Raw genomic sequence first — 15,821 nt, 5'->3', positions numbered from 1 at the left:
AGTTTACCAGAGCGGCGAGTGCAAACCTGTACCGTCCCGACCGGCTCCCCTATAATCCGGCGCCACTGAACGCACAGCCACAGGGCTGGTCGAACCACCAGTCACTGAATCAGGAGAGTTTCATGCTGCGCCTTATCGTTCCTACCGCTGCCATTCTGCTGGCGTCGTCCTTCACCGCTCAGGCTGCATCCCTGAGTGAGCAGAATCTGAACCGAGAGCTGCGCAACGTCGCCGCCCAGAGCAGCGTCGGCACGCCTCGGGCAATCAATGAAGACATTCTTGATCAGGGCTACACCGTTGAAGGCACTCAGTTGATCAACCACCTGAGCGTACAGAAGAGCCACGCCGACAAAATGCGCGCTGACCCTAAAGCCGTGTATTTCCAGTTGGGCGCCTCGGTATGCAACAACCCGTCGTACCGCAAGCTGATGGCCAAGGGCGCGATCATGCGTTACGACTTCACGGAAGTGAAAACCAACAAAGCGATCGGCTCCGCCAGCTATCAGGAATCGGATTGCCCGAAAGCCGCCCCGGCGAAGAAGAAGTAACTATCGCGAATTGGCGCGCCGCTGTTCATCCTCGGCGCGCAGTTCAGCCAGCAAAGCCTGTAAATAGTGCGAACGACGCTCGCCACCCGCCAACCGCCGGCAGCACTCCTCTTCGAGACTGAGTTGATTGGTCTCGGCTGATGCCTTCAACATCCGATACAACTGCGTATCGATCTCCAGAATCACTCTGGCCATGTGTCCCGCCTCCTTGCCACCCGCAAATCCTTGAATCGCGTGCACCTTGCGTACGGTTATTGACCTAAAGCTGTCGTAAGGCGCCTGTACGTTAGTTAATCAGAGGGTTTGCCATTCGGTGCACGTTCGGACGAGCGGTGAAGCAACGCGCGGAAAATCAACAAACGATTGCCAGCCAAAACTTTACGGCGCAATGATCAAGTCAGCGCAAATGCGCGCGAGGGTCTAGATTCAGAGTATTCCCGATCATTTTTCAACGGCAGACAAGGAACTGCCGATCGTGTGTTTTTTGCAGCGCGGCACTGACGCCGCTCGTCAGGGCCATCCGCTCTGTGCAGAAGGAGACGTTGAATGCCTTACCAACCGAATGACCTCTTGAGCCGTCATTTTCAGGAAAGCGGTCCCGACCTCATCAGTAAGGTCGAAGAACAACTCAACCGTGTTTCACCCAACAGCCCGAATATCCCCATCTACCGCGACATGATCCTGACCGTGCTGCGCATGGCCCAGGAAGACCATAACCGCTGGAATGCCAAGATTACCTTGCAAGCCCTGCGCGAACTGGAGCAGGCGTTTCGGGTCCTGGAGCAGTTCAAAGGCCGACGCAAAGTCACGGTATTCGGTTCGGCGCGCACGCCGGTCGAGCATCCGCTGTATGCGATGGCCCGTGAACTCGGCGCGGCGTTGACCCGCTCGGGGATGATGGTCATCACTGGCGCCGGGGGCGGCATCATGGCTGCCGCGCATGAAGGTGCCGGCCGCGATCACAGTCTCGGCTTCAACATCACCCTGCCCTTCGAGCAGCATGCCAATCCTACGGTGGACGGCACCGGCAATCTGTTGCCGTTTCACTTCTTCTTCACGCGCAAACTGTTTTTCGTCAAAGAAGCCGACGCGCTGGTCTTGTGCCCGGGCGGTTTCGGCACGCTGGATGAAGCGCTGGAAGTGCTGACATTGATCCAGACCGGGAAAAGTCCATTGGTGCCGGTGGTGCTGCTGGATGCGCCGGGCGGCACATTCTGGCAAGGCGCGATGGACTTCATTCGCCAGCAACTGGAGGAAAACCATTACATCCTGCCGACCGATATGAGACTGATGCGTCTGGTTTACACCGTTGAGGAAGCGGTGGAACAGATCGCCCAGTTCTACAGTAACTTCCACTCCAGCCGCTGGCTCAAGCGCCAATTCGTGATTCGTATGAATCACAAGCTCAGCGATCAGGCGTTGGCGCACATGCAGGAAGCATTCGCCGATCTTTGCCTGAGTGACCAGTTTCATCAACACGCCTACGCCGGCGAGGAACACGATGAAGCGCAGTTCAGCCATCTGGCACGACTGGCCTTCGCTTTCAATGCCCGAACGCATGGGCGTCTGAGGGAGTTGATCGATTACATCAATCTGCCGGAAAACTGGGCCGATTCAAAACCGCAAACAGCGCAACGCAGCCGCGAGCCGTCAAAGGCAATTTGAAGGCAAAAAAAAACGGCCCGCTATTTTCATAGCGGGCCGTTTTTATTGAAGCGGTTTAATCGTCCATGCCGCGACCGCTGAACAAGCGGTTGATCATCTCCATCGAGAACCCCCGATACGCCAGAAACCGGCCTTGCTTGGCCCGCTCTTTCGCATCAATCGGCAAATGTCCGGAGAACTTGCGTTGCCACGTTTCCTGCAGTTGCTCCTGCCAACTGATACCGCTTTCGCGCAGGGCGAGTTCGATATCGGCGCGCTGCAAACCGCGCTGGCTCAGTTCCTCACGAATCCGCAGCGGGCCATAGCCGGAGCGGGCGCGGTAGGAAACAAAGCTTTCAAGGTAACGGGCTTCGGAAAGCAGCCCCTCTTCCGTCAAACGGTCGAGGGCTGTTTCGATCATCTCCGCTTCAGCGCCGCGCTGACGCAGTTTGCGCGTCAGCTCGACTCGACCGTGCTCGCGGCGTGCGAGCAGGTCCATGGCGGTTCGCCGCACAGCGACGAGGGTATCGAGTACGGCGGTGGTCATCGCTGCAATCAGATATCAGCGTCGGCCAGGTCGTCTTCAGTCTCTTTGACTGCAGAAGCCTTGGAATCGATCACTGCAGGCGTCAGCAGTTTGTCACGCAGTTGCTTCTCGAGCTTCGCAGCGATTTCCGGGTTGTCTGCCAGGAACTTGGCCGAGTTGGCCTTGCCCTGACCGATCTTGGTGCCTTCATAGGCATACCAGGCGCCGGACTTCTCGACGAAACCGTGGAGCACGCCCAAGTCGATCATCTCGCCGTTGAGGTAGATGCCTTTGCCGTAAAGAATCTGGAACTCGGCCTGACGGAACGGCGAAGCGACCTTGTTCTTCACAACCTTGACGCGGGTTTCGCTGCCGACCACTTCGTCGCCTTCCTTCACCGCGCCGGTACGGCGGATGTCGAGACGGACCGAAGCATAGAACTTCAGCGCGTTACCACCGGTGGTGGTTTCCGGGCTACCGAACATCACGCCGATCTTCATACGAATCTGGTTGATGAAGATCACCAGGCAGTTGGCGTTCTTGATGTTACCGGTGATTTTACGCAGCGCCTGGGACATCAGACGGGCTTGCAGGCCCACGTGCATGTCACCCATTTCACCTTCGATTTCGGCCTTCGGTACCAGTGCAGCCACGGAGTCGACGATGATCACGTCAACAGCGTTGGAGCGCACCAGCATGTCGGTGATTTCCAGCGCCTGTTCGCCGGTGTCCGGCTGCGACACCAGCAGGTCGTCGACGTTGACGCCCAGCTTGCCGGCGTACTCAGGGTCGAGGGCGTGTTCGGCGTCGACGAATGCGCAGGTCGCGCCGGCTTTTTGAGCCTGGGCGATCACGGACAAGGTCAGTGTGGTTTTACCGGAGGATTCAGGACCGTAGATTTCAACGATACGGCCTTTTGGCAGGCCGCCAATGCCGAGCGCGATGTCCAGACCCAGAGAGCCAGTCGAGATAGCCGGGATCGCCTGACGGTCTTGATCGCCCATACGCATCACGGCACCCTTGCCGAATTGACGTTCGATCTGACCCAGGGCCGCAGCCAAGGCTTTCTTCTTGTTGTCGTCCATTAAAGTCCTCACGTAATCAATAAGGCCTGACGGCCAACACCTGTATAAGTAGCCAGTATTATTCCACAGCGTTCGCGGATCGCCTACCCCTGATTTTCGATTTCTCGTGCCGCTAGTCGCAGGAGCCCCTCTAGCGCGGCCTTCACCGTTTGTCGGCGGACTTCATCGCGGTTGCCGGGGAAGTGCTGAACCTCACTGGTGACCGTTTCGCCAACACCCCAGGCCAGCCACACAGTGCCCACCGGTTTGTTCGGTGAACCACCGTCCGGCCCGGCCACACCACTGACGGCTACGGCAAATCGCGCCAGGCTTTTGTCCTGGGCACCACGCACCATCGCCTCAACGACCTCGCGACTGACCGCACCCACCGACTCGAACAATTCACCCGGCACATTCAATTGCTGGGTTTTCTGTCGATTGGAATACGTGACGTAGCCCGCCTCGAACCACGCCGAACTGCCCGGAATCCGCGTGATGGCTTCGGCGATCCCGCCACCGGTACAGGACTCAGCGGTGGTGACGTGGGCATTGAGCAGTTGCAGACGTCGGCCAAGGTCGGCGGCCAGTTGAGTGATCTCTTTCACGGCGTGCTCCGGATCGTGTGGAATGCCTCCACCGTACACGAGCCGGTTGCGCTTTCAATACACAGACTCATTCAAAATGTTCGGGCGCGAGCGCTCTGACATACGCCTGACACGCCTGCAAGGCGATCAGTCCACGGTCGCCGGTGTCGGTGATGGCGATAATTCGTTGAGCATGCGCCGGGTCAAGTCGGGCGCGTACGGTTGCATGATCCACGTTGCCGGCGCCGGCGGTGGCTGGCACGTTGCAGCCTGGGGCAGCGTCGCTGGCGTCGAGAAGGACTGACAGGCGCACATCAGCAGTGGCAAGACGATCGCGCAGGCGATCCTGATCACGTTGGGCATCGCTCAGCGCTCGGTAATGGGTTTGTTCACTGGCCGCGAGCCGTTGCTCCAGCGCCAGACGTTTATCCTGCTCGGCCTGCTGCGCGGCGGCGGCGGTCTGCGTCAGTTGATTGAGGGTTTCGGCGTTTAACCGGGCCTGCTCGGCCAATTGCCGTTCGTAGCGCCACCCCTGAAACTGCCAGGCCGCAGCAAAAGCACCAGCGGCCAGCAATAAGATGCCGATCACTCGCCAGGGGATTGGCATAGCACTGCCCTCGCCCGCGCCCAGATTTCCAGGCGATCCTGCAAGCCGTTCAACCCGCCGTTGATTCGCCGGGTGATGGTGTTGAACTGATCGCGATCGGCCAGTTCATTCAAGCCGTTCTGCTCCCAGAACCATGCCGCGGACTCGGCAGCCCATTGTGGCTGTTCGAGCAGTTCGGGCAGGGACAACAGACGTTCATCACCGAACAGGCCAACGCTGCACTGGCGATAGTTGCTGCGACCAGTGATCTGGATCAGTCCGCGACCACGATACTTCTGCCCGTCGCCATCGGCCTCCGGAGTATTGCCCAGACGTAAAGCCAAAGTGCCGGTGTCGTATTTGCTCAGGTATTGGTTGTTGCCCAACTCCCGCACATAGCGCAGTTGCCCGGACTCGTGCCCGACCTGCGCGAGGAACGCCGCGACGCGTTTGGGCGAGTCGATATGACGGCGCGCCATCGCGCTGTTGAGTGCAGAAACAAAAACGCCCGCTTGGGAGCGGGCGTTCGGCATGATGTCGATAAGGTTGCTTTCAGTTATTTGCATAATGCTTGATCCTCCCTGGATATTGCCCCGATTGAATCATGGTTGGCGGCCAATGCCCGTCAGCCATTTTTTTGCCAGAGTTTTCAGCGTGCTGTCCGGTGCAAGTTCTTCGGGCACGTCGAACACCCAACCGAGGGTACCGAAGTGGGCGGTCCAGTCGATTTGCGGTACCGGAGTGATTTCAGTGATGTCGACCCAGAGCAGATCCGGATGAAACATCTCGGCCATATTGCCATCGGTGGAGAACAGCTCGACCACGGAGCTGTTGAAGATGCGTGCGTAGGTTTTCATCAGGCGTACTCGTAGATGATCACAACACCGGGGGCGCCTGCTGCACCCGGTCTGCCCGGCTGGTTGGTGGCGTTAGCAATCCCGCCCGCGCCTGAGCCATAACCTGAACCGGGCGCAGCCACACTCAATGCGACACTGCTCGCATAACCACCACTGCCAAGAGGCGAGTTTGCGCCATGCCCGGCAAGTGTTGATCCGGTGAGGCACATCCCTGGGTTACCGGCCGCACCCGCCGAATTGATAATGTTGCCTCCAGTTGAGGCTTGGCTGGGAAAACCACCCACATACAAGCCGAATCCAGGAAGCGTGAGCGGGGAACTCCAGGGAGAACCTCCACCACCGGTGGCCGAAGCCAGTGAGCCAAGCGAACTTGTTCCACCACTTCCCCCGCCTACGCCAACAGCACCCGCCGCGCCGCCCGCCCCAACCGTAATGATTTGGCTCTGCCCGATCGCGGCAGATGATAACCAGGCTTGTGCGTAGCTACCGGAAGCGCCACCGCCTGTAAGGGAAACCTGGGTAGAGTTCGTCGCACCGATTCCCGAGCTGCCACCACCTCCGCCGACGATGGTGACCAATACGTTCTTCATTCCCACTGACGGCACATAGTTGCCGGATACGGTAAACGTCTTTACCCCCAACAACCGGCCGCTCGCAGCACTACCACCGCTCGCATACACCAGCACCCAACTGTCCAGCGCCGCGCTATACACCACCGAACACACACTGCTGCCGACAATCTCCGCTGGCCGCAACGCACTCAGCCCAAGGCTCAATAGCGGCCGGGGCATCAACCCGTTCGGTGCAAACGTACTCGCCCCGGTATTGGCATTACCGGCAGTAAAGCGCAGCGCCAATCCGTCCTTCAGTGCGGTGACGGCAGGCACATAATTGGCCATGTAGAGATTGGCCGCGCCGATGTCAGTGGCATGTTTGTCTTCACCTGCCTGACTGAGCTTTTTCATCGCTTGCAACAACTGGGTTGCATCGGCTTCGCTCGGCTCAAGGCCGGCGGATTTGACGACGTTCAACAATTCATCGGTAACGCTGTTGCCCCAGGTCGCAGGGATCAACGATCCGGGCAATCCCGCGACGACGTCTTCATTGACGAATTTGCCATTCACCAGCCCGACGCTGGGAACGCTTTTTGGATAGTCCACGTTAGTTCCTCAACTGCCTGTCCGAAGCAAGCCTTCCAGCCAGTCAGGCTCAACTGGTCGGGAAGGTAAACTCGGAAAGTCCGGATCATTCGGCCAATCGCGCAGTGCCTGCCGATACGCCAATAGTTGTTTGAATTCCTCGGAGCGCAAAGTCGTGCCCTCGCCCACTTCCAGTTCTTCGGCATCACGAAACACCAGCCACTGGGTGTTCTGCAGAACGTGGTTGCGCCATGCGCGCTCGTGGCTGGCAAGCGTTGCAGGAGAAATGACGGGGTCGATCAAAACGGGCTGACCACTGGCACTGGCGCTGATGACTTTGCCGCTTGCCTGCCCGGCGAACAGTTCGGCGTATTGCGCCTTGGTGATTTCTACTGCACCTTCAGGTAAGTCCGCGCCGGCTTCTTCGATATGATCGAATCCAAGCGTCTGAGCAAAAAAGTAAATAGCCATGGTTATCTCCCCCAAACCAATACTCGACCCGAAATTCCCGGCGACACTTTTACACCATTGCTATCAATGCTCCTGACCCGCGCAAAAGCCACCGTAGTAGTCGAATTTCCCAAATCGAACCCCCAAACGCTGGTATTCGCGGTAGACCAGCCGAACGGGTTACCTTCATTGGCGATACCCCCCAACACGACGTTAGGAAACCTGATAGGCAACGTTACCCTCATCTCACCGTTTGCATCCGAAGATCCCAACACCCACTGGACGATCAGGCCACTGGGGAGCTTTTGATAACCCGCCGTCTCGAATTGCGCAGCGTACGAGGAGGAATATTTGAGGCTGGCAGTGCCATAAACCACCCACACTCCAGACTCTCTGACAAAGTTCGCACTCTCACCATTGTTCAAAACGATCCACGCCAGATACGCCCCTTGCGGACTGATTTGCGTGCCGGTTTTACTGGCCACCGTGACGGGCGCACTGTTACGGCAATGCAGGCTGATCGTGACGCCGTTCGGCACCGCAGCGGCATCCGGCAGCGTAACGGTGTACGCCGCGTTGCCGCCCAGACCGATCGAGCAGCCGACATCTGCCTGAGTCAATTGGGTGGCGGTGGATATACTGCGAGTACTGGCATAACTGCCCAGCGCCCGTTGCACAAACTCGGACGTTGCTGCCGAGCGCCCAACATCAAACTGCGGCGCGGTCATGAACAATGCCGGGCTGCGCAACGCCGCCAACAACTGATTATTCGACACCTCGTTCGGCGTCATGCCCGCCGCCTGAATGACGTTGAGAATTTCTTGCGTGACGCTGTTGCCCCACGTCGCCGGGATCAGCGAACCGGGTTTTCCGGTAACCGGGTCCTCGTCGACAAACTGGCCATTGACCAGCCCGACACTGGGCACACTCTTGGGATAGTCCAAGGCTTATCTCCTTAATCTGAAAAATTTTTGGCGCGGGTCTCAGCCAATGGGTGCGGCTAACCACGCGGGGACCGAAGGCCGGGAAACTATCGAAGGAAACTGGCTTGAATCAGGCCAGTCGCGCAGTGCCTGACGGTATTCCAGCAACTCCAGATACTGCGCGGCCTTGAGCGTCGTCCCACGCCCCAGCGCCTGCTCGTCGCGATGCCGCGTCACCCACCACTCTGTGGCCGACAGGCTGGACTGACGCCAAGTGCGCGCTGCTGCCAAAGGTTCCTGTTCTTCGACGATGGCTTCGGTGGAAACGACCGGATTGTCGACTATCGGCAACGGCGCAATCTCTTGGCGCAGTTCGCCAACGGGCGCGCCGATCTCGATCTGCTTGCCCTCCGGCACCTGCACCATCGTCTCGATGAAAGCGGGGGCAAACAGTTGGGTAATCGAGTAGCCGCCCGTATCGATCAGTTCGACCGCAACACCGTTTTCCACTCGTGCATAACGGGCCATTACTCGTACTCCCAGATTTCACAGAAGGCGTTGCCGCCAGCACCGCTGACGACTGAAGCCGAAGGGTTGACCGAGCATGAACCGCTGCCACCAGAGCCACGGCTTCCAGCATTGCCAACCGTATTAGAGCCGGTGAAAGAAGCCCCGCCGTCGAACGGACTCGCAGCCCCACAACCCGAGAGCAGTCCCCAATTGGCGTTACTCATCCCGAATCCTCCGGTGATGCCACGGGCGCTGCAAAGATTGCCCCCGGTGATCGTCCCGCCCACTCCGCCCTGAATGAATCCAGACGATGTAGCCGAAGTCACGATCGCAAGTTTTTGCCCACCACCTCCCCCCGAAACGCTCATGTAGGCGCCGAAAGAAGCGCCACCGCCCGCCATGCCTGTGGAGTTGCTGATTGCACCACCGGCGCCCAGCGAAACGGGTACGCCAGCGAGCATTTGTGCGGTGACGTCATACAGGCTTTCCGCGTAAGCACCGGAGCCACCACCGCCACCAAGAATTTGGTTACCTGCCGGCACAGGCTCACACCCGCCTCCCGAGCCACCCGCCCCCACCAACCTCACACGAATGCGTTTGGCCTTGGGATTGGGCTTGTAAACTGTGATCCCGACCGTCTCGATCTGCCGGACCGCCAGCAGTCGTCCCACCGCATCGATGATGCCGTAGCCACTCAAAGTCGTCGGGGTGTTTCTCAATTTGGTGAAATCGACCATGGCTCCGATGGCCGTCGCCAATTGGTCGGTTTTGGCTTCATCAGGCGTCACCCCGGCCGCCTTGATCGCGTTGAGAATTTCTTGCGTGACGCTGTTGCCCCACGCAGCGGGAATCAACGATCCCGGTGTTCCGGCGAGCGGGTTTTCATCGACAAAGCCGCCGTTGACCAGCCCCACCCCGGGAATACTTTTTGGATAATCCATTGCACTGCTCCCTGTGCTGAATTCAGTTGGCTAAGGATGTGCCGGGTGCGACCGGCCAGGTAATTTCATCGGGGAAACCGGCCTGTTTTTCGATGCGGTTCAGCTCGACGCTGTAGAGCTTCCATTCGATCAGCAGCAGTTGTTCGTCATGGCTGGCATCGCCGATGTCTTCGGCGTATTGCAGGGGCGCGATGCGCAGCACCGCATCGCGAAGCAACGCGTCGCGTTGAACGAGGACGATGCGTTTGCGATCCGCCAGTTGCGCGGCCTCATCGACCTGCCAGGCGTTGCCCAACCAGACGTGAAAGCCACCCGGAAAAGGCAACCGGGTGAAGCCCTCCGGCAATTCGCCAAGCGCGCTCCAGGTTTCCCGAATGCCTGTGTCAGTGCGATAGACATCCCCACGACAATCGATCTGCTGTTGCAACGAACCCTTGTTATAGGCCCAGGCAAACCCCTCAGGCGCAGGGGAGAGTTCGATGCTCAGCGTCACAGCATTGCTTGGCAGTTGCAGACCGATCCCGGGCACCAGCGGAAACTCGACAGGCCCGGTCAATGCACCGCTGTCATCTATCAAATAATTGAACATGTGCACCTCAGATAAATTTGATTCGCGCGGGATAGGCGATGTTTCGCGGTCGGGTTTCGCCAGCGAAATTGCCGATATTGCCGATGTAGGCATCATTGTCGAATGCTGGGTTGGGATAGGTCGTTGCCACCGTTGCTGAAGTCGGTAAAAAATTGACGTTGGTGGTAACGTCCCAGGCGGTATCCGGAATCGCTGGAGCAGGCTTGAATGTCGCCCCGGTTCCCGTCGGCAGATAATGGTTGTGGCTTTGCAAGGCGTGCATTTGGAGACTGCCTATTACACGTCCAGCATCAACGCTTCTGCTCTCACTCAGCACCCGCAAAAACTCACCCCGAATCTCGGGAATTCGAAAGTTCGAAGCGCCATCGCCACTGGTCCAGCCACCTTCTCTGCCCGCTCGGGCCGCTTCGGTCGTCAGTGCCCCGGACGCCTGAGCAAAATCCCACAGCCACGGCCATTCGGCGCGCTTGAACAGATCACCGTTGGGAACGCCATAACCTCCCGGGTTAAGCGTTGTGGTGGTCTCCAAAAACGGGCGTCCCAAGGCGGTATTGTCGAAGCGTCCTATCGGCCACCAGCTCCCGGCTCCGTCACTGCGCAGATGCCACCAGTCACCTCCCCCCATCAACACCAGAAACGGATAACCGCTGGCCGACAAGTAGGTGTGAAAGCGAATCCTGTCGGTGCCGGATGCTTGAACAACGAGGCGATTGCCGCTGTTGTCGACACGACGAAGAATCACATCGCGTACACCCAGAGAAACATCCGCCGGAGGTAAAGTCAGGGTCACGGGGGCGGGACTGCCATCGATCAAAACAAGTCCGAGTTCCTGCTCAGTCAGTGACTTGGAAGCTGCAAGCCGGGTAATCACCGAGCGCATCGGACTGGCATTACTGACAATCGACTGAATCGCCTTGAATAGCTGGCTGGTATCCGCCTCGGAGGCCACCAACCCACCGCCGCTGATCACACTCAGAATTTCCTGAGTGACACTGTTGCCCCACACCGCCGGAATCAACGATCCCGGCGTACCCGCCACTGGGTTTTCATCAACGAAGCGGCCATCAACCAAGCCGACGCTGGGGACGCTTTTTGGGTAATCCATAGGTTGTTCGTTCCTTTGAAATGACAAATGACCGGCGTCGACACGGCGCCTTTTAGGTGCCTGCCCGCGGTCTGTTTTCTGAAAATAAAAAGCCCACATTGAAGTGGGCTTGGGTGACGCTGAACGGAGGCTTTTCGGCTTAGTTGGAAAGGCCGCTGGCCAGCTCGCGAATGGCGACCAAAGCTTCCTCACCCGCGCTGCGCGCCAGATCCATGTTGCCCTTGGCGGCCTGTGCGCGAATTTGCGCTTTGGCTTTCAGGCGCAGCGTACGCAGCGCCAGCAGATGGTCGGTCAGTTGATCGGCCTTGCTCAGAATCTGCTCGGCGGCCTGTTTAGCCGTGCGCCCTTTGACAACCCACGCGGCGACTGACAGCGGCACTTCCTTTTTCGGGTAACCGGCGTCCTGATAAGCCTGCGCGTCAGCGGCGGCCTGGGCGTACTCCAAGGCTTTGAGGGGGTCGCCGGCCAGCGCGGTGCGGATGTTGTCGGCGGTGGCGTCGACTTTGGTACACAGACGTTCAGTTTCCTGCTCGTTCAGCACAGCCTGCTTATCGCCGTTCACGACCCACTTCTCACCGTCCCAGTCATGGGCGGCAGAAGGTTGAGGAAGGCGCATTTCGCCGTCGAACTGATGAAGTTCCTGAATCACGATCATCGAATAAGCTCCCACGACAGTTGGACGTTCACGGCGTCTGCAAAGTTGATCGCAATCCCGACGCTGTAGTCGGTGACAGGGTGGCTCTTGATGCCCATGCTGAGTAACAGCTCATCACTGTCGGCGTTCGACTGACCAAGGTTGTGTTCTGCCTGATAGCACTGCCACAACGAGCGCAGATTGGCATGGTCGAAACTGGCGGCCAGCGTTGAAACCGTCACGTCGTTAACGATGTTGTTGGTAAACAACACACAAGGGGAAACCGTTGCCGGGTTCCAGCCCCCGGGGTTGTTGGAACTTCCTGCAATAATGGGCGAAAGGAAGCAATAGTTACCGCCCGCCCATCCCGTTGACGGAAAGGCGACCGACGTCACTGCCGTCGAGGACGGCGTTGGATTGCCGGCAACCAATCGGGCAGAACGTGCGTGCGGATCCAGCGGCAGGAAAATCGCGCCGGTCCCGTTGACGGTCTGGGTCCAGGTCAAGCGGGCACGGTTGTAAATCGTTCGCACCGTCGGCACCGAACCCGGTGCGCCGGTCACGACCCAGGCCAGGCACATGTCCAGTGCCGTTGACTGGAACCCACCACCGGCGGCACCGTTTACCGTTCCTTTCAACGACTCGGGCGTCACGTCATGAATGTTGCCACGCTGCACGTAGAACGTCAGCGCACCACCGGAAACTTGCGCGCGCAGAAAGTAATGGCTGCTGGGCAACAGATCCACGCTGCTCCAGGCCGATGTCACAAAAGTGCGCGAGCGGCCCAACTGGCCATTCACCACTTCCTGCCCCAGGCTGATAAACGTACCCGCCGCGATCGAAACCTTGCCACCGCTGGTAGCGGCAGCTGCCGGGCTGACCGTTAGCCGGCCATCGGCAGTGGCTACCGTTGGTAGCGGCAACGCCACCAGTGGCAACGCCAGATCCTGATTCCAGCCCTTGGCCGTCACCGATTGAATCGCCTGCAACAGCTGATCGTATTTCTTCTCGTCCGGCGTCAGCCCGGCCGCATTGATCACATTGAGAATTTCCTGCGTAACCCCGTTACCCCAATCCGCCGGAATCAGCGATCCCGGGGTTCCGGTCATCGGGTTCTCATCGACAAACTTCCCGTTCACCAAGCCGGCGCTGGGAACACTGTTCGGATAATCCATGGCTCATGCCTCCCTAGTCATAATTGATGTGCACCTTGGTGTGCGCCGGGGCGCTGCGGTGGATCAGGCATTCCAGCGCCGAGCCCGGGTTGACGCCAAAACGCTCGCCCCAGTAGCTCGCGCCGTAACGCCGGCCGAGCAGCAAGCGGCCGCCGGTGTTGAGCGTCCACATGAACTGCGCTTCCCACGTGCCCCAATGCGCCGAGCCAAAACGCGAGCGGCCCATGCGTGGGGCTTCGAGTTCGGTGATGGTCGCGTTGGGGTAGCCCTGGCTTTTGGCGATGTCGAGGTAGTAACCGACAGCCTGGCTGCCGACCGCGAGCAAGCGCCGGCGTACGGCGAGGCGGCGGTCGTCGAACAGCGGCGTGGCGCCCAGGCACGGGTCGGGCAGGTTCATCACCCGCTCCCAGTCCGGCACCAGTTCGCTGACGCCGGCCGGGTCCATCTCGTTGAGCAGGTCAGCGGCGCGGGCATCGAGGCGGGCCAGTTCGACGGCGACGCCTTGCAGCACTTCTTCGAGTTCCGGCACACGCTCCGGGTCCCACGCCGGGCCACTGGGCAGCAAGGCGCGCAGTTGCGCCTGATATTGCGCGGCGGTTCTTATGCCCCCCATACGCAACCTCCGAAGGTGAGCAGTTCGCTTTGCCCGGCAGGCACGTCAGCGGCCGGCGCGGTCAGGGTGTGATCGTACTCACCACCGGCGCTGCTGATGGCTTCGCGGATATGGCTGATCAGCAGCGGCACACCCAGGTCGGCCTCGCGGTTGTGCAGGTCGCGCAACTGCGCTTCAACGGCGGCGCGCACAGCGGTGGTGTCCGGATTGACGCTCTTGAAGCGATACACCACCGGCACTTGAATCGGCCGCTGTACGTGCACTTCCGCAGTCACCGGACGCAGCGGTTCGATGTACGCCTGAACCTCCGCCAATTGCTCATCGTTGGGCACCGGTTGCGGGTCTTCATCACGCATGATGAACACCGTCACCGTGCCTGGCCCGAGCAAGCCACCACGACACCAGGCGCGCGTTACGCCCGGCACTTCCAGCGCCCAGGTCTCGTAATCACTGGCCGAGCCGCCATGGGGAATGACGCGGTAGGAACGAATCACCCGCGAGCGCAGCGACTCCAGACTTTCCCGTGCCACGCCGCCGCTGAGCCCCGGCGCCAGCACGACAAAACTGGTGCCGACCACCCCGGCAATCGGCTGCACCGGTGTCAACGCCAGACCGGCGTCGGCATTACCGAGGCTGCCGGCATCCAGCGCGGCGATGGTAGTGGTGTTGCTGCCATTGACCGTGGTGCGCGCGGCGGTGACTTTGTAGGTGCGACCGTCGTTCGATTGCAGCAACGTGTCGACGTCCAGCACTGCACCGGCAGTGGCGGTAAAACTGACGCTGCCGCTGGCGACTTGCGCGGGTTTGCGCGGTTGATTCAGACGCAGTGCGGCGATGCGCTCCAGGGTCGATTCATCGGCCTTGTCCGGCAGGATCTGCTCGGCAATCCAGTCGAGATAACCGTACAAACCATAAGCCGCGCCACCGAGGGTGCGGGCCAGCACTTGCGCATCGGACTGGCGCAGCGAATCGCCGGCCAGGTCGCTTTGGGTGCGCTTGATCAGCACCGGCAGCGAAGGGGTTTCAAACGGCATAGATCACCTGCCAACTGTTATCGGGGTTGATGTCCAGACGTTCGCCGTCAGCCAGGGTCAGGACCGTGCGCAGGTTCAGGCGCTGGGCGTCGAGGCGTTCGCTGATGATGTCGATGGCGCTGCAGTGGCCGTCGTCGATCAGCCATTGCAAGGCTTCGCGGGCATAGAACTCGGCGTCCATCTGCGTTTGTCGGGTCAGCTTGACCCGGCGCAACAGCCACAGCCGCGAGCCGATGCGGTCGTCGGCAACGGTGGGAAACGTGTCGCCCCACCAGCCGAAACGCTCTTCGTCGTCAAGGGCGTCGTCATCGGCGGCGCGGCGCCAGGTGAACAGGCTGATGAGCACGGCGCGGGTCAGCGCGGCGTGGAGGTTTTGGCTGATCAGCATCACTTGCCTCCTGCCGGCGCGCCGGTCTGGCCGTTGCCGGCCTGTACGCCGACATGCACGTGGTTGATCTGGCTGATGCCACCGGCGAGCTGATCGCCGCTGGAGACGATCTTGCCGGTCTGATTGATCACTGGCGTATCGAAGTTCACCGCGCTGCTGGCGCGGATGTTCAGCGTGGCGGTTTCGATATCGATGATCCGCCCGCGCTTGAAATGAATCTTGTCGCCCTCGTCGGTGTAGATCGCCACTTCACCAGCGGCCAGCGCTTGCAAGCGATAGCGGCGGTCGGCGATGACCAGGGCGATGGCATGGGATCGGTCACCGCCGATGAAGGTGACGACGCCCTCGGCGCCGGCCAGCGGATGGCTGGTGAAGCCGTAGGGTTCGAAATGTTCCATGTCGTCGTTCACTTCACCGGCGGTGAGGCGCATTTGCAGCGATTGCAGCTTGGATGCCGAATTGGCGAGCACGACAGTGCCGCGCGCCAGCAGGCGTGTCAGTAGGCTCATGC

At 59.8% G+C, this 15,821-nt stretch carries 22 protein-coding genes; 2 read left to right on the top strand and 20 right to left on the bottom strand.

The genetic code is table 11. From position 1 onward, the window contains the following. The first annotated feature begins 122 nt into the window (after positions 1-122). Entirely contained in the window at positions 123-548 is a 426-nt protein-coding gene (locus AC3IUF_RS06105; RefSeq protein ID WP_007908738.1) for a PA3611 family quorum-sensing-regulated virulence factor, read from the top strand. Here AC3IUF_RS06105 and AC3IUF_RS06100 read toward each other — a convergent pair whose 3' ends face one another. Beyond that, positions 549-743: a hypothetical protein gene (locus tag AC3IUF_RS06100; RefSeq protein WP_007908740.1), complete on the bottom strand. Its 195-nt coding sequence runs from the start codon at positions 741-743 to the stop codon at positions 549-551. A 351-nt stretch (positions 744-1,094) separates the two neighbouring features. On the opposite strand from AC3IUF_RS06100, the gene AC3IUF_RS06095 reads away from it, so the two are divergent. After that, complete coding sequence (locus AC3IUF_RS06095; protein WP_489280643.1) at positions 1,095-2,213, top strand: LOG family protein; 1,119 nt, start codon at positions 1,095-1,097, stop codon at positions 2,211-2,213. Between the two features lie 55 nt (positions 2,214-2,268). Here AC3IUF_RS06095 and recX read toward each other — a convergent pair whose 3' ends face one another. The 19 genes from recX to AC3IUF_RS06000 form a co-directional block, all read right to left on the bottom strand. After that, a complete protein-coding gene (gene recX / locus AC3IUF_RS06090; RefSeq protein WP_007908744.1) occupies positions 2,269-2,739 on the bottom strand; it encodes a recombination regulator RecX in 471 nt (156 codons plus the stop codon). Between the two features lie 8 nt (positions 2,740-2,747). Continuing rightward, positions 2,748-3,803 carry a recombinase RecA gene (gene recA, locus AC3IUF_RS06085; protein ID WP_007908746.1) on the bottom strand — a complete coding sequence of 352 codons (1,056 nt, stop codon included), beginning with the start codon at positions 3,801-3,803 and terminating at the stop codon, positions 2,748-2,750. An 83-nt stretch (positions 3,804-3,886) separates the two neighbouring features. Continuing rightward, the gene (locus tag AC3IUF_RS06080; protein WP_123374623.1) at positions 3,887-4,387 is read right to left on the bottom strand and encodes a CinA family protein; all 501 of its coding nucleotides are present in this window, start codon (positions 4,385-4,387) and stop codon (positions 3,887-3,889) included. A 67-nt stretch (positions 4,388-4,454) separates the two neighbouring features. After that, on the bottom strand, positions 4,455-4,973 hold the full coding sequence (locus AC3IUF_RS06075; RefSeq protein ID WP_007908749.1) for a lysis system i-spanin subunit Rz: 519 nt from the start codon (positions 4,971-4,973) through the stop codon (positions 4,455-4,457). Continuing rightward, positions 4,952-5,518, bottom strand: a complete 567-nt coding sequence (locus AC3IUF_RS06070) for a glycoside hydrolase family 19 protein (protein ID WP_007908750.1) — start codon at positions 5,516-5,518, stop codon at positions 4,952-4,954. The genes AC3IUF_RS06075 and AC3IUF_RS06070 overlap by 22 nt, the downstream gene beginning before the upstream one ends. Positions 5,519-5,554: 36 nt before the next feature. Further along, entirely contained in the window at positions 5,555-5,809 is a 255-nt protein-coding gene (locus AC3IUF_RS06065) for a hypothetical protein (protein WP_489280640.1), read from the bottom strand. Beyond that, positions 5,809-6,969: a glycine-rich domain-containing protein gene (locus AC3IUF_RS06060; RefSeq protein ID WP_414894642.1), complete on the bottom strand. Its 1,161-nt coding sequence runs from the start codon at positions 6,967-6,969 to the stop codon at positions 5,809-5,811. The genes AC3IUF_RS06065 and AC3IUF_RS06060 overlap by 1 nt, the downstream gene beginning before the upstream one ends. 9 nt (positions 6,970-6,978) lie before the next feature. Further along, positions 6,979-7,419, bottom strand: a complete 441-nt coding sequence (locus AC3IUF_RS06055; RefSeq protein ID WP_489280638.1) for a phage tail assembly chaperone — start codon at positions 7,417-7,419, stop codon at positions 6,979-6,981. A 2-nt stretch (positions 7,420-7,421) separates the two neighbouring features. Further along, positions 7,422-8,342 (bottom strand): gp53-like domain-containing protein, encoded by a 921-nt coding sequence (locus tag AC3IUF_RS06050; protein WP_489280636.1) that lies wholly within the window; start codon positions 8,340-8,342, stop codon positions 7,422-7,424. A 39-nt stretch (positions 8,343-8,381) separates the two neighbouring features. After that, entirely contained in the window at positions 8,382-8,849 is a 468-nt protein-coding gene (locus AC3IUF_RS06045) for a phage tail assembly chaperone (protein WP_489280635.1), read from the bottom strand. Then, a complete protein-coding gene (locus AC3IUF_RS06040; RefSeq protein ID WP_007908760.1) occupies positions 8,849-9,772 on the bottom strand; it encodes a glycine-rich domain-containing protein in 924 nt (307 codons plus the stop codon). Before AC3IUF_RS06040 ends, AC3IUF_RS06045 begins: the two co-directional genes overlap by 1 nt. A 22-nt stretch (positions 9,773-9,794) precedes the next feature. Next, the gene (locus AC3IUF_RS06035) at positions 9,795-10,361 is read right to left on the bottom strand and encodes a tail fiber assembly protein (protein WP_489280633.1); all 567 of its coding nucleotides are present in this window, start codon (positions 10,359-10,361) and stop codon (positions 9,795-9,797) included. Positions 10,362-10,368: 7 nt separating this feature from the next. Beyond that, entirely contained in the window at positions 10,369-11,466 is a 1,098-nt protein-coding gene (locus tag AC3IUF_RS06030; RefSeq protein WP_007908764.1) for a hypothetical protein, read from the bottom strand. Positions 11,467-11,605: 139 nt separating this feature from the next. Next, the gene (locus AC3IUF_RS06025) at positions 11,606-12,121 is read right to left on the bottom strand and encodes a phage tail protein (RefSeq protein ID WP_095112471.1); all 516 of its coding nucleotides are present in this window, start codon (positions 12,119-12,121) and stop codon (positions 11,606-11,608) included. Continuing rightward, positions 12,118-13,275 (bottom strand): phage tail protein, encoded by a 1,158-nt coding sequence (locus AC3IUF_RS06020; RefSeq protein WP_095112472.1) that lies wholly within the window; start codon positions 13,273-13,275, stop codon positions 12,118-12,120. Before AC3IUF_RS06020 ends, AC3IUF_RS06025 begins: the two co-directional genes overlap by 4 nt. A gap of 13 nt (positions 13,276-13,288) precedes the next feature. Beyond that, positions 13,289-13,888 carry a YmfQ family protein gene (locus AC3IUF_RS06015; protein ID WP_095112473.1) on the bottom strand — a complete coding sequence of 200 codons (600 nt, stop codon included), beginning with the start codon at positions 13,886-13,888 and terminating at the stop codon, positions 13,289-13,291. Continuing rightward, positions 13,876-14,922 (bottom strand): baseplate J/gp47 family protein, encoded by a 1,047-nt coding sequence (locus AC3IUF_RS06010; RefSeq protein WP_489280630.1) that lies wholly within the window; start codon positions 14,920-14,922, stop codon positions 13,876-13,878. The genes AC3IUF_RS06015 and AC3IUF_RS06010 overlap by 13 nt, the downstream gene beginning before the upstream one ends. After that, complete coding sequence (locus AC3IUF_RS06005; RefSeq protein WP_054047083.1) at positions 14,912-15,310, bottom strand: phage GP46 family protein; 399 nt, start codon at positions 15,308-15,310, stop codon at positions 14,912-14,914. The genes AC3IUF_RS06010 and AC3IUF_RS06005 overlap by 11 nt, the downstream gene beginning before the upstream one ends. Further along, a complete protein-coding gene (locus AC3IUF_RS06000) occupies positions 15,310-15,819 on the bottom strand; it encodes a phage baseplate assembly protein V (RefSeq protein ID WP_007908773.1) in 510 nt (169 codons plus the stop codon). Before AC3IUF_RS06000 ends, AC3IUF_RS06005 begins: the two co-directional genes overlap by 1 nt. Positions 15,820-15,821 lie beyond the last annotated feature (2 nt).

It is taken from the genome of Pseudomonas sp. KH_040 (genome assembly GCF_057839305.1).
The sequence above is the reverse complement of the archived record's forward strand: the minus strand, read 5'-3'. Positions and strand labels throughout refer to the sequence as shown.

What these genes read in the sequence shown, in the direction of transcription:
- AC3IUF_RS06105 (WP_007908738.1), top strand. Translation starts at nt 123, where the DNA reads ATGCTGCGCCTTATCGTTCCTACCGCTGCCATTCTGCTGGCGTCGTCC.
- AC3IUF_RS06100 (WP_007908740.1), bottom strand. Translation starts at nt 743, where the DNA reads ATGGCCAGAGTGATTCTGGAGATCGATACGCAGTTGTATCGGATGTTG.
- AC3IUF_RS06095 (WP_489280643.1), top strand. Translation starts at nt 1,095, where the DNA reads ATGCCTTACCAACCGAATGACCTCTTGAGCCGTCATTTTCAGGAAAGC.
- recX (WP_007908744.1), bottom strand. Translation starts at nt 2,739, where the DNA reads ATGACCACCGCCGTACTCGATACCCTCGTCGCTGTGCGGCGAACCGCC.
- recA (WP_007908746.1), bottom strand. Translation starts at nt 3,803, where the DNA reads ATGGACGACAACAAGAAGAAAGCCTTGGCTGCGGCCCTGGGTCAGATC.
- AC3IUF_RS06075 (WP_007908749.1), bottom strand. Translation starts at nt 4,973, where the DNA reads ATGCCAATCCCCTGGCGAGTGATCGGCATCTTATTGCTGGCCGCTGGT.
- AC3IUF_RS06070 (WP_007908750.1), bottom strand. Translation starts at nt 5,518, where the DNA reads ATGCAAATAACTGAAAGCAACCTTATCGACATCATGCCGAACGCCCGC.
- AC3IUF_RS06065 (WP_489280640.1), bottom strand. Translation starts at nt 5,809, where the DNA reads ATGAAAACCTACGCACGCATCTTCAACAGCTCCGTGGTCGAGCTGTTC.
- AC3IUF_RS06055 (WP_489280638.1), bottom strand. Translation starts at nt 7,419, where the DNA reads ATGGCTATTTACTTTTTTGCTCAGACGCTTGGATTCGATCATATCGAA.
- AC3IUF_RS06045 (WP_489280635.1), bottom strand. Translation starts at nt 8,849, where the DNA reads ATGGCCCGTTATGCACGAGTGGAAAACGGTGTTGCGGTCGAACTGATC.
- AC3IUF_RS06040 (WP_007908760.1), bottom strand. Translation starts at nt 9,772, where the DNA reads ATGGATTATCCAAAAAGTATTCCCGGGGTGGGGCTGGTCAACGGCGGC.
- AC3IUF_RS06035 (WP_489280633.1), bottom strand. Translation starts at nt 10,361, where the DNA reads ATGTTCAATTATTTGATAGATGACAGCGGTGCATTGACCGGGCCTGTC.
- AC3IUF_RS06030 (WP_007908764.1), bottom strand. Translation starts at nt 11,466, where the DNA reads ATGGATTACCCAAAAAGCGTCCCCAGCGTCGGCTTGGTTGATGGCCGC.
- AC3IUF_RS06025 (WP_095112471.1), bottom strand. Translation starts at nt 12,121, where the DNA reads ATGATCGTGATTCAGGAACTTCATCAGTTCGACGGCGAAATGCGCCTT.
- AC3IUF_RS06020 (WP_095112472.1), bottom strand. Translation starts at nt 13,275, where the DNA reads ATGGATTATCCGAACAGTGTTCCCAGCGCCGGCTTGGTGAACGGGAAG.
- AC3IUF_RS06015 (WP_095112473.1), bottom strand. Translation starts at nt 13,888, where the DNA reads ATGGGGGGCATAAGAACCGCCGCGCAATATCAGGCGCAACTGCGCGCC.
- AC3IUF_RS06010 (WP_489280630.1), bottom strand. Translation starts at nt 14,922, where the DNA reads ATGCCGTTTGAAACCCCTTCGCTGCCGGTGCTGATCAAGCGCACCCAA.
- AC3IUF_RS06005 (WP_054047083.1), bottom strand. Translation starts at nt 15,310, where the DNA reads ATGCTGATCAGCCAAAACCTCCACGCCGCGCTGACCCGCGCCGTGCTC.
- AC3IUF_RS06000 (WP_007908773.1), bottom strand. Translation starts at nt 15,819, where the DNA reads ATGAGCCTACTGACACGCCTGCTGGCGCGCGGCACTGTCGTGCTCGCC.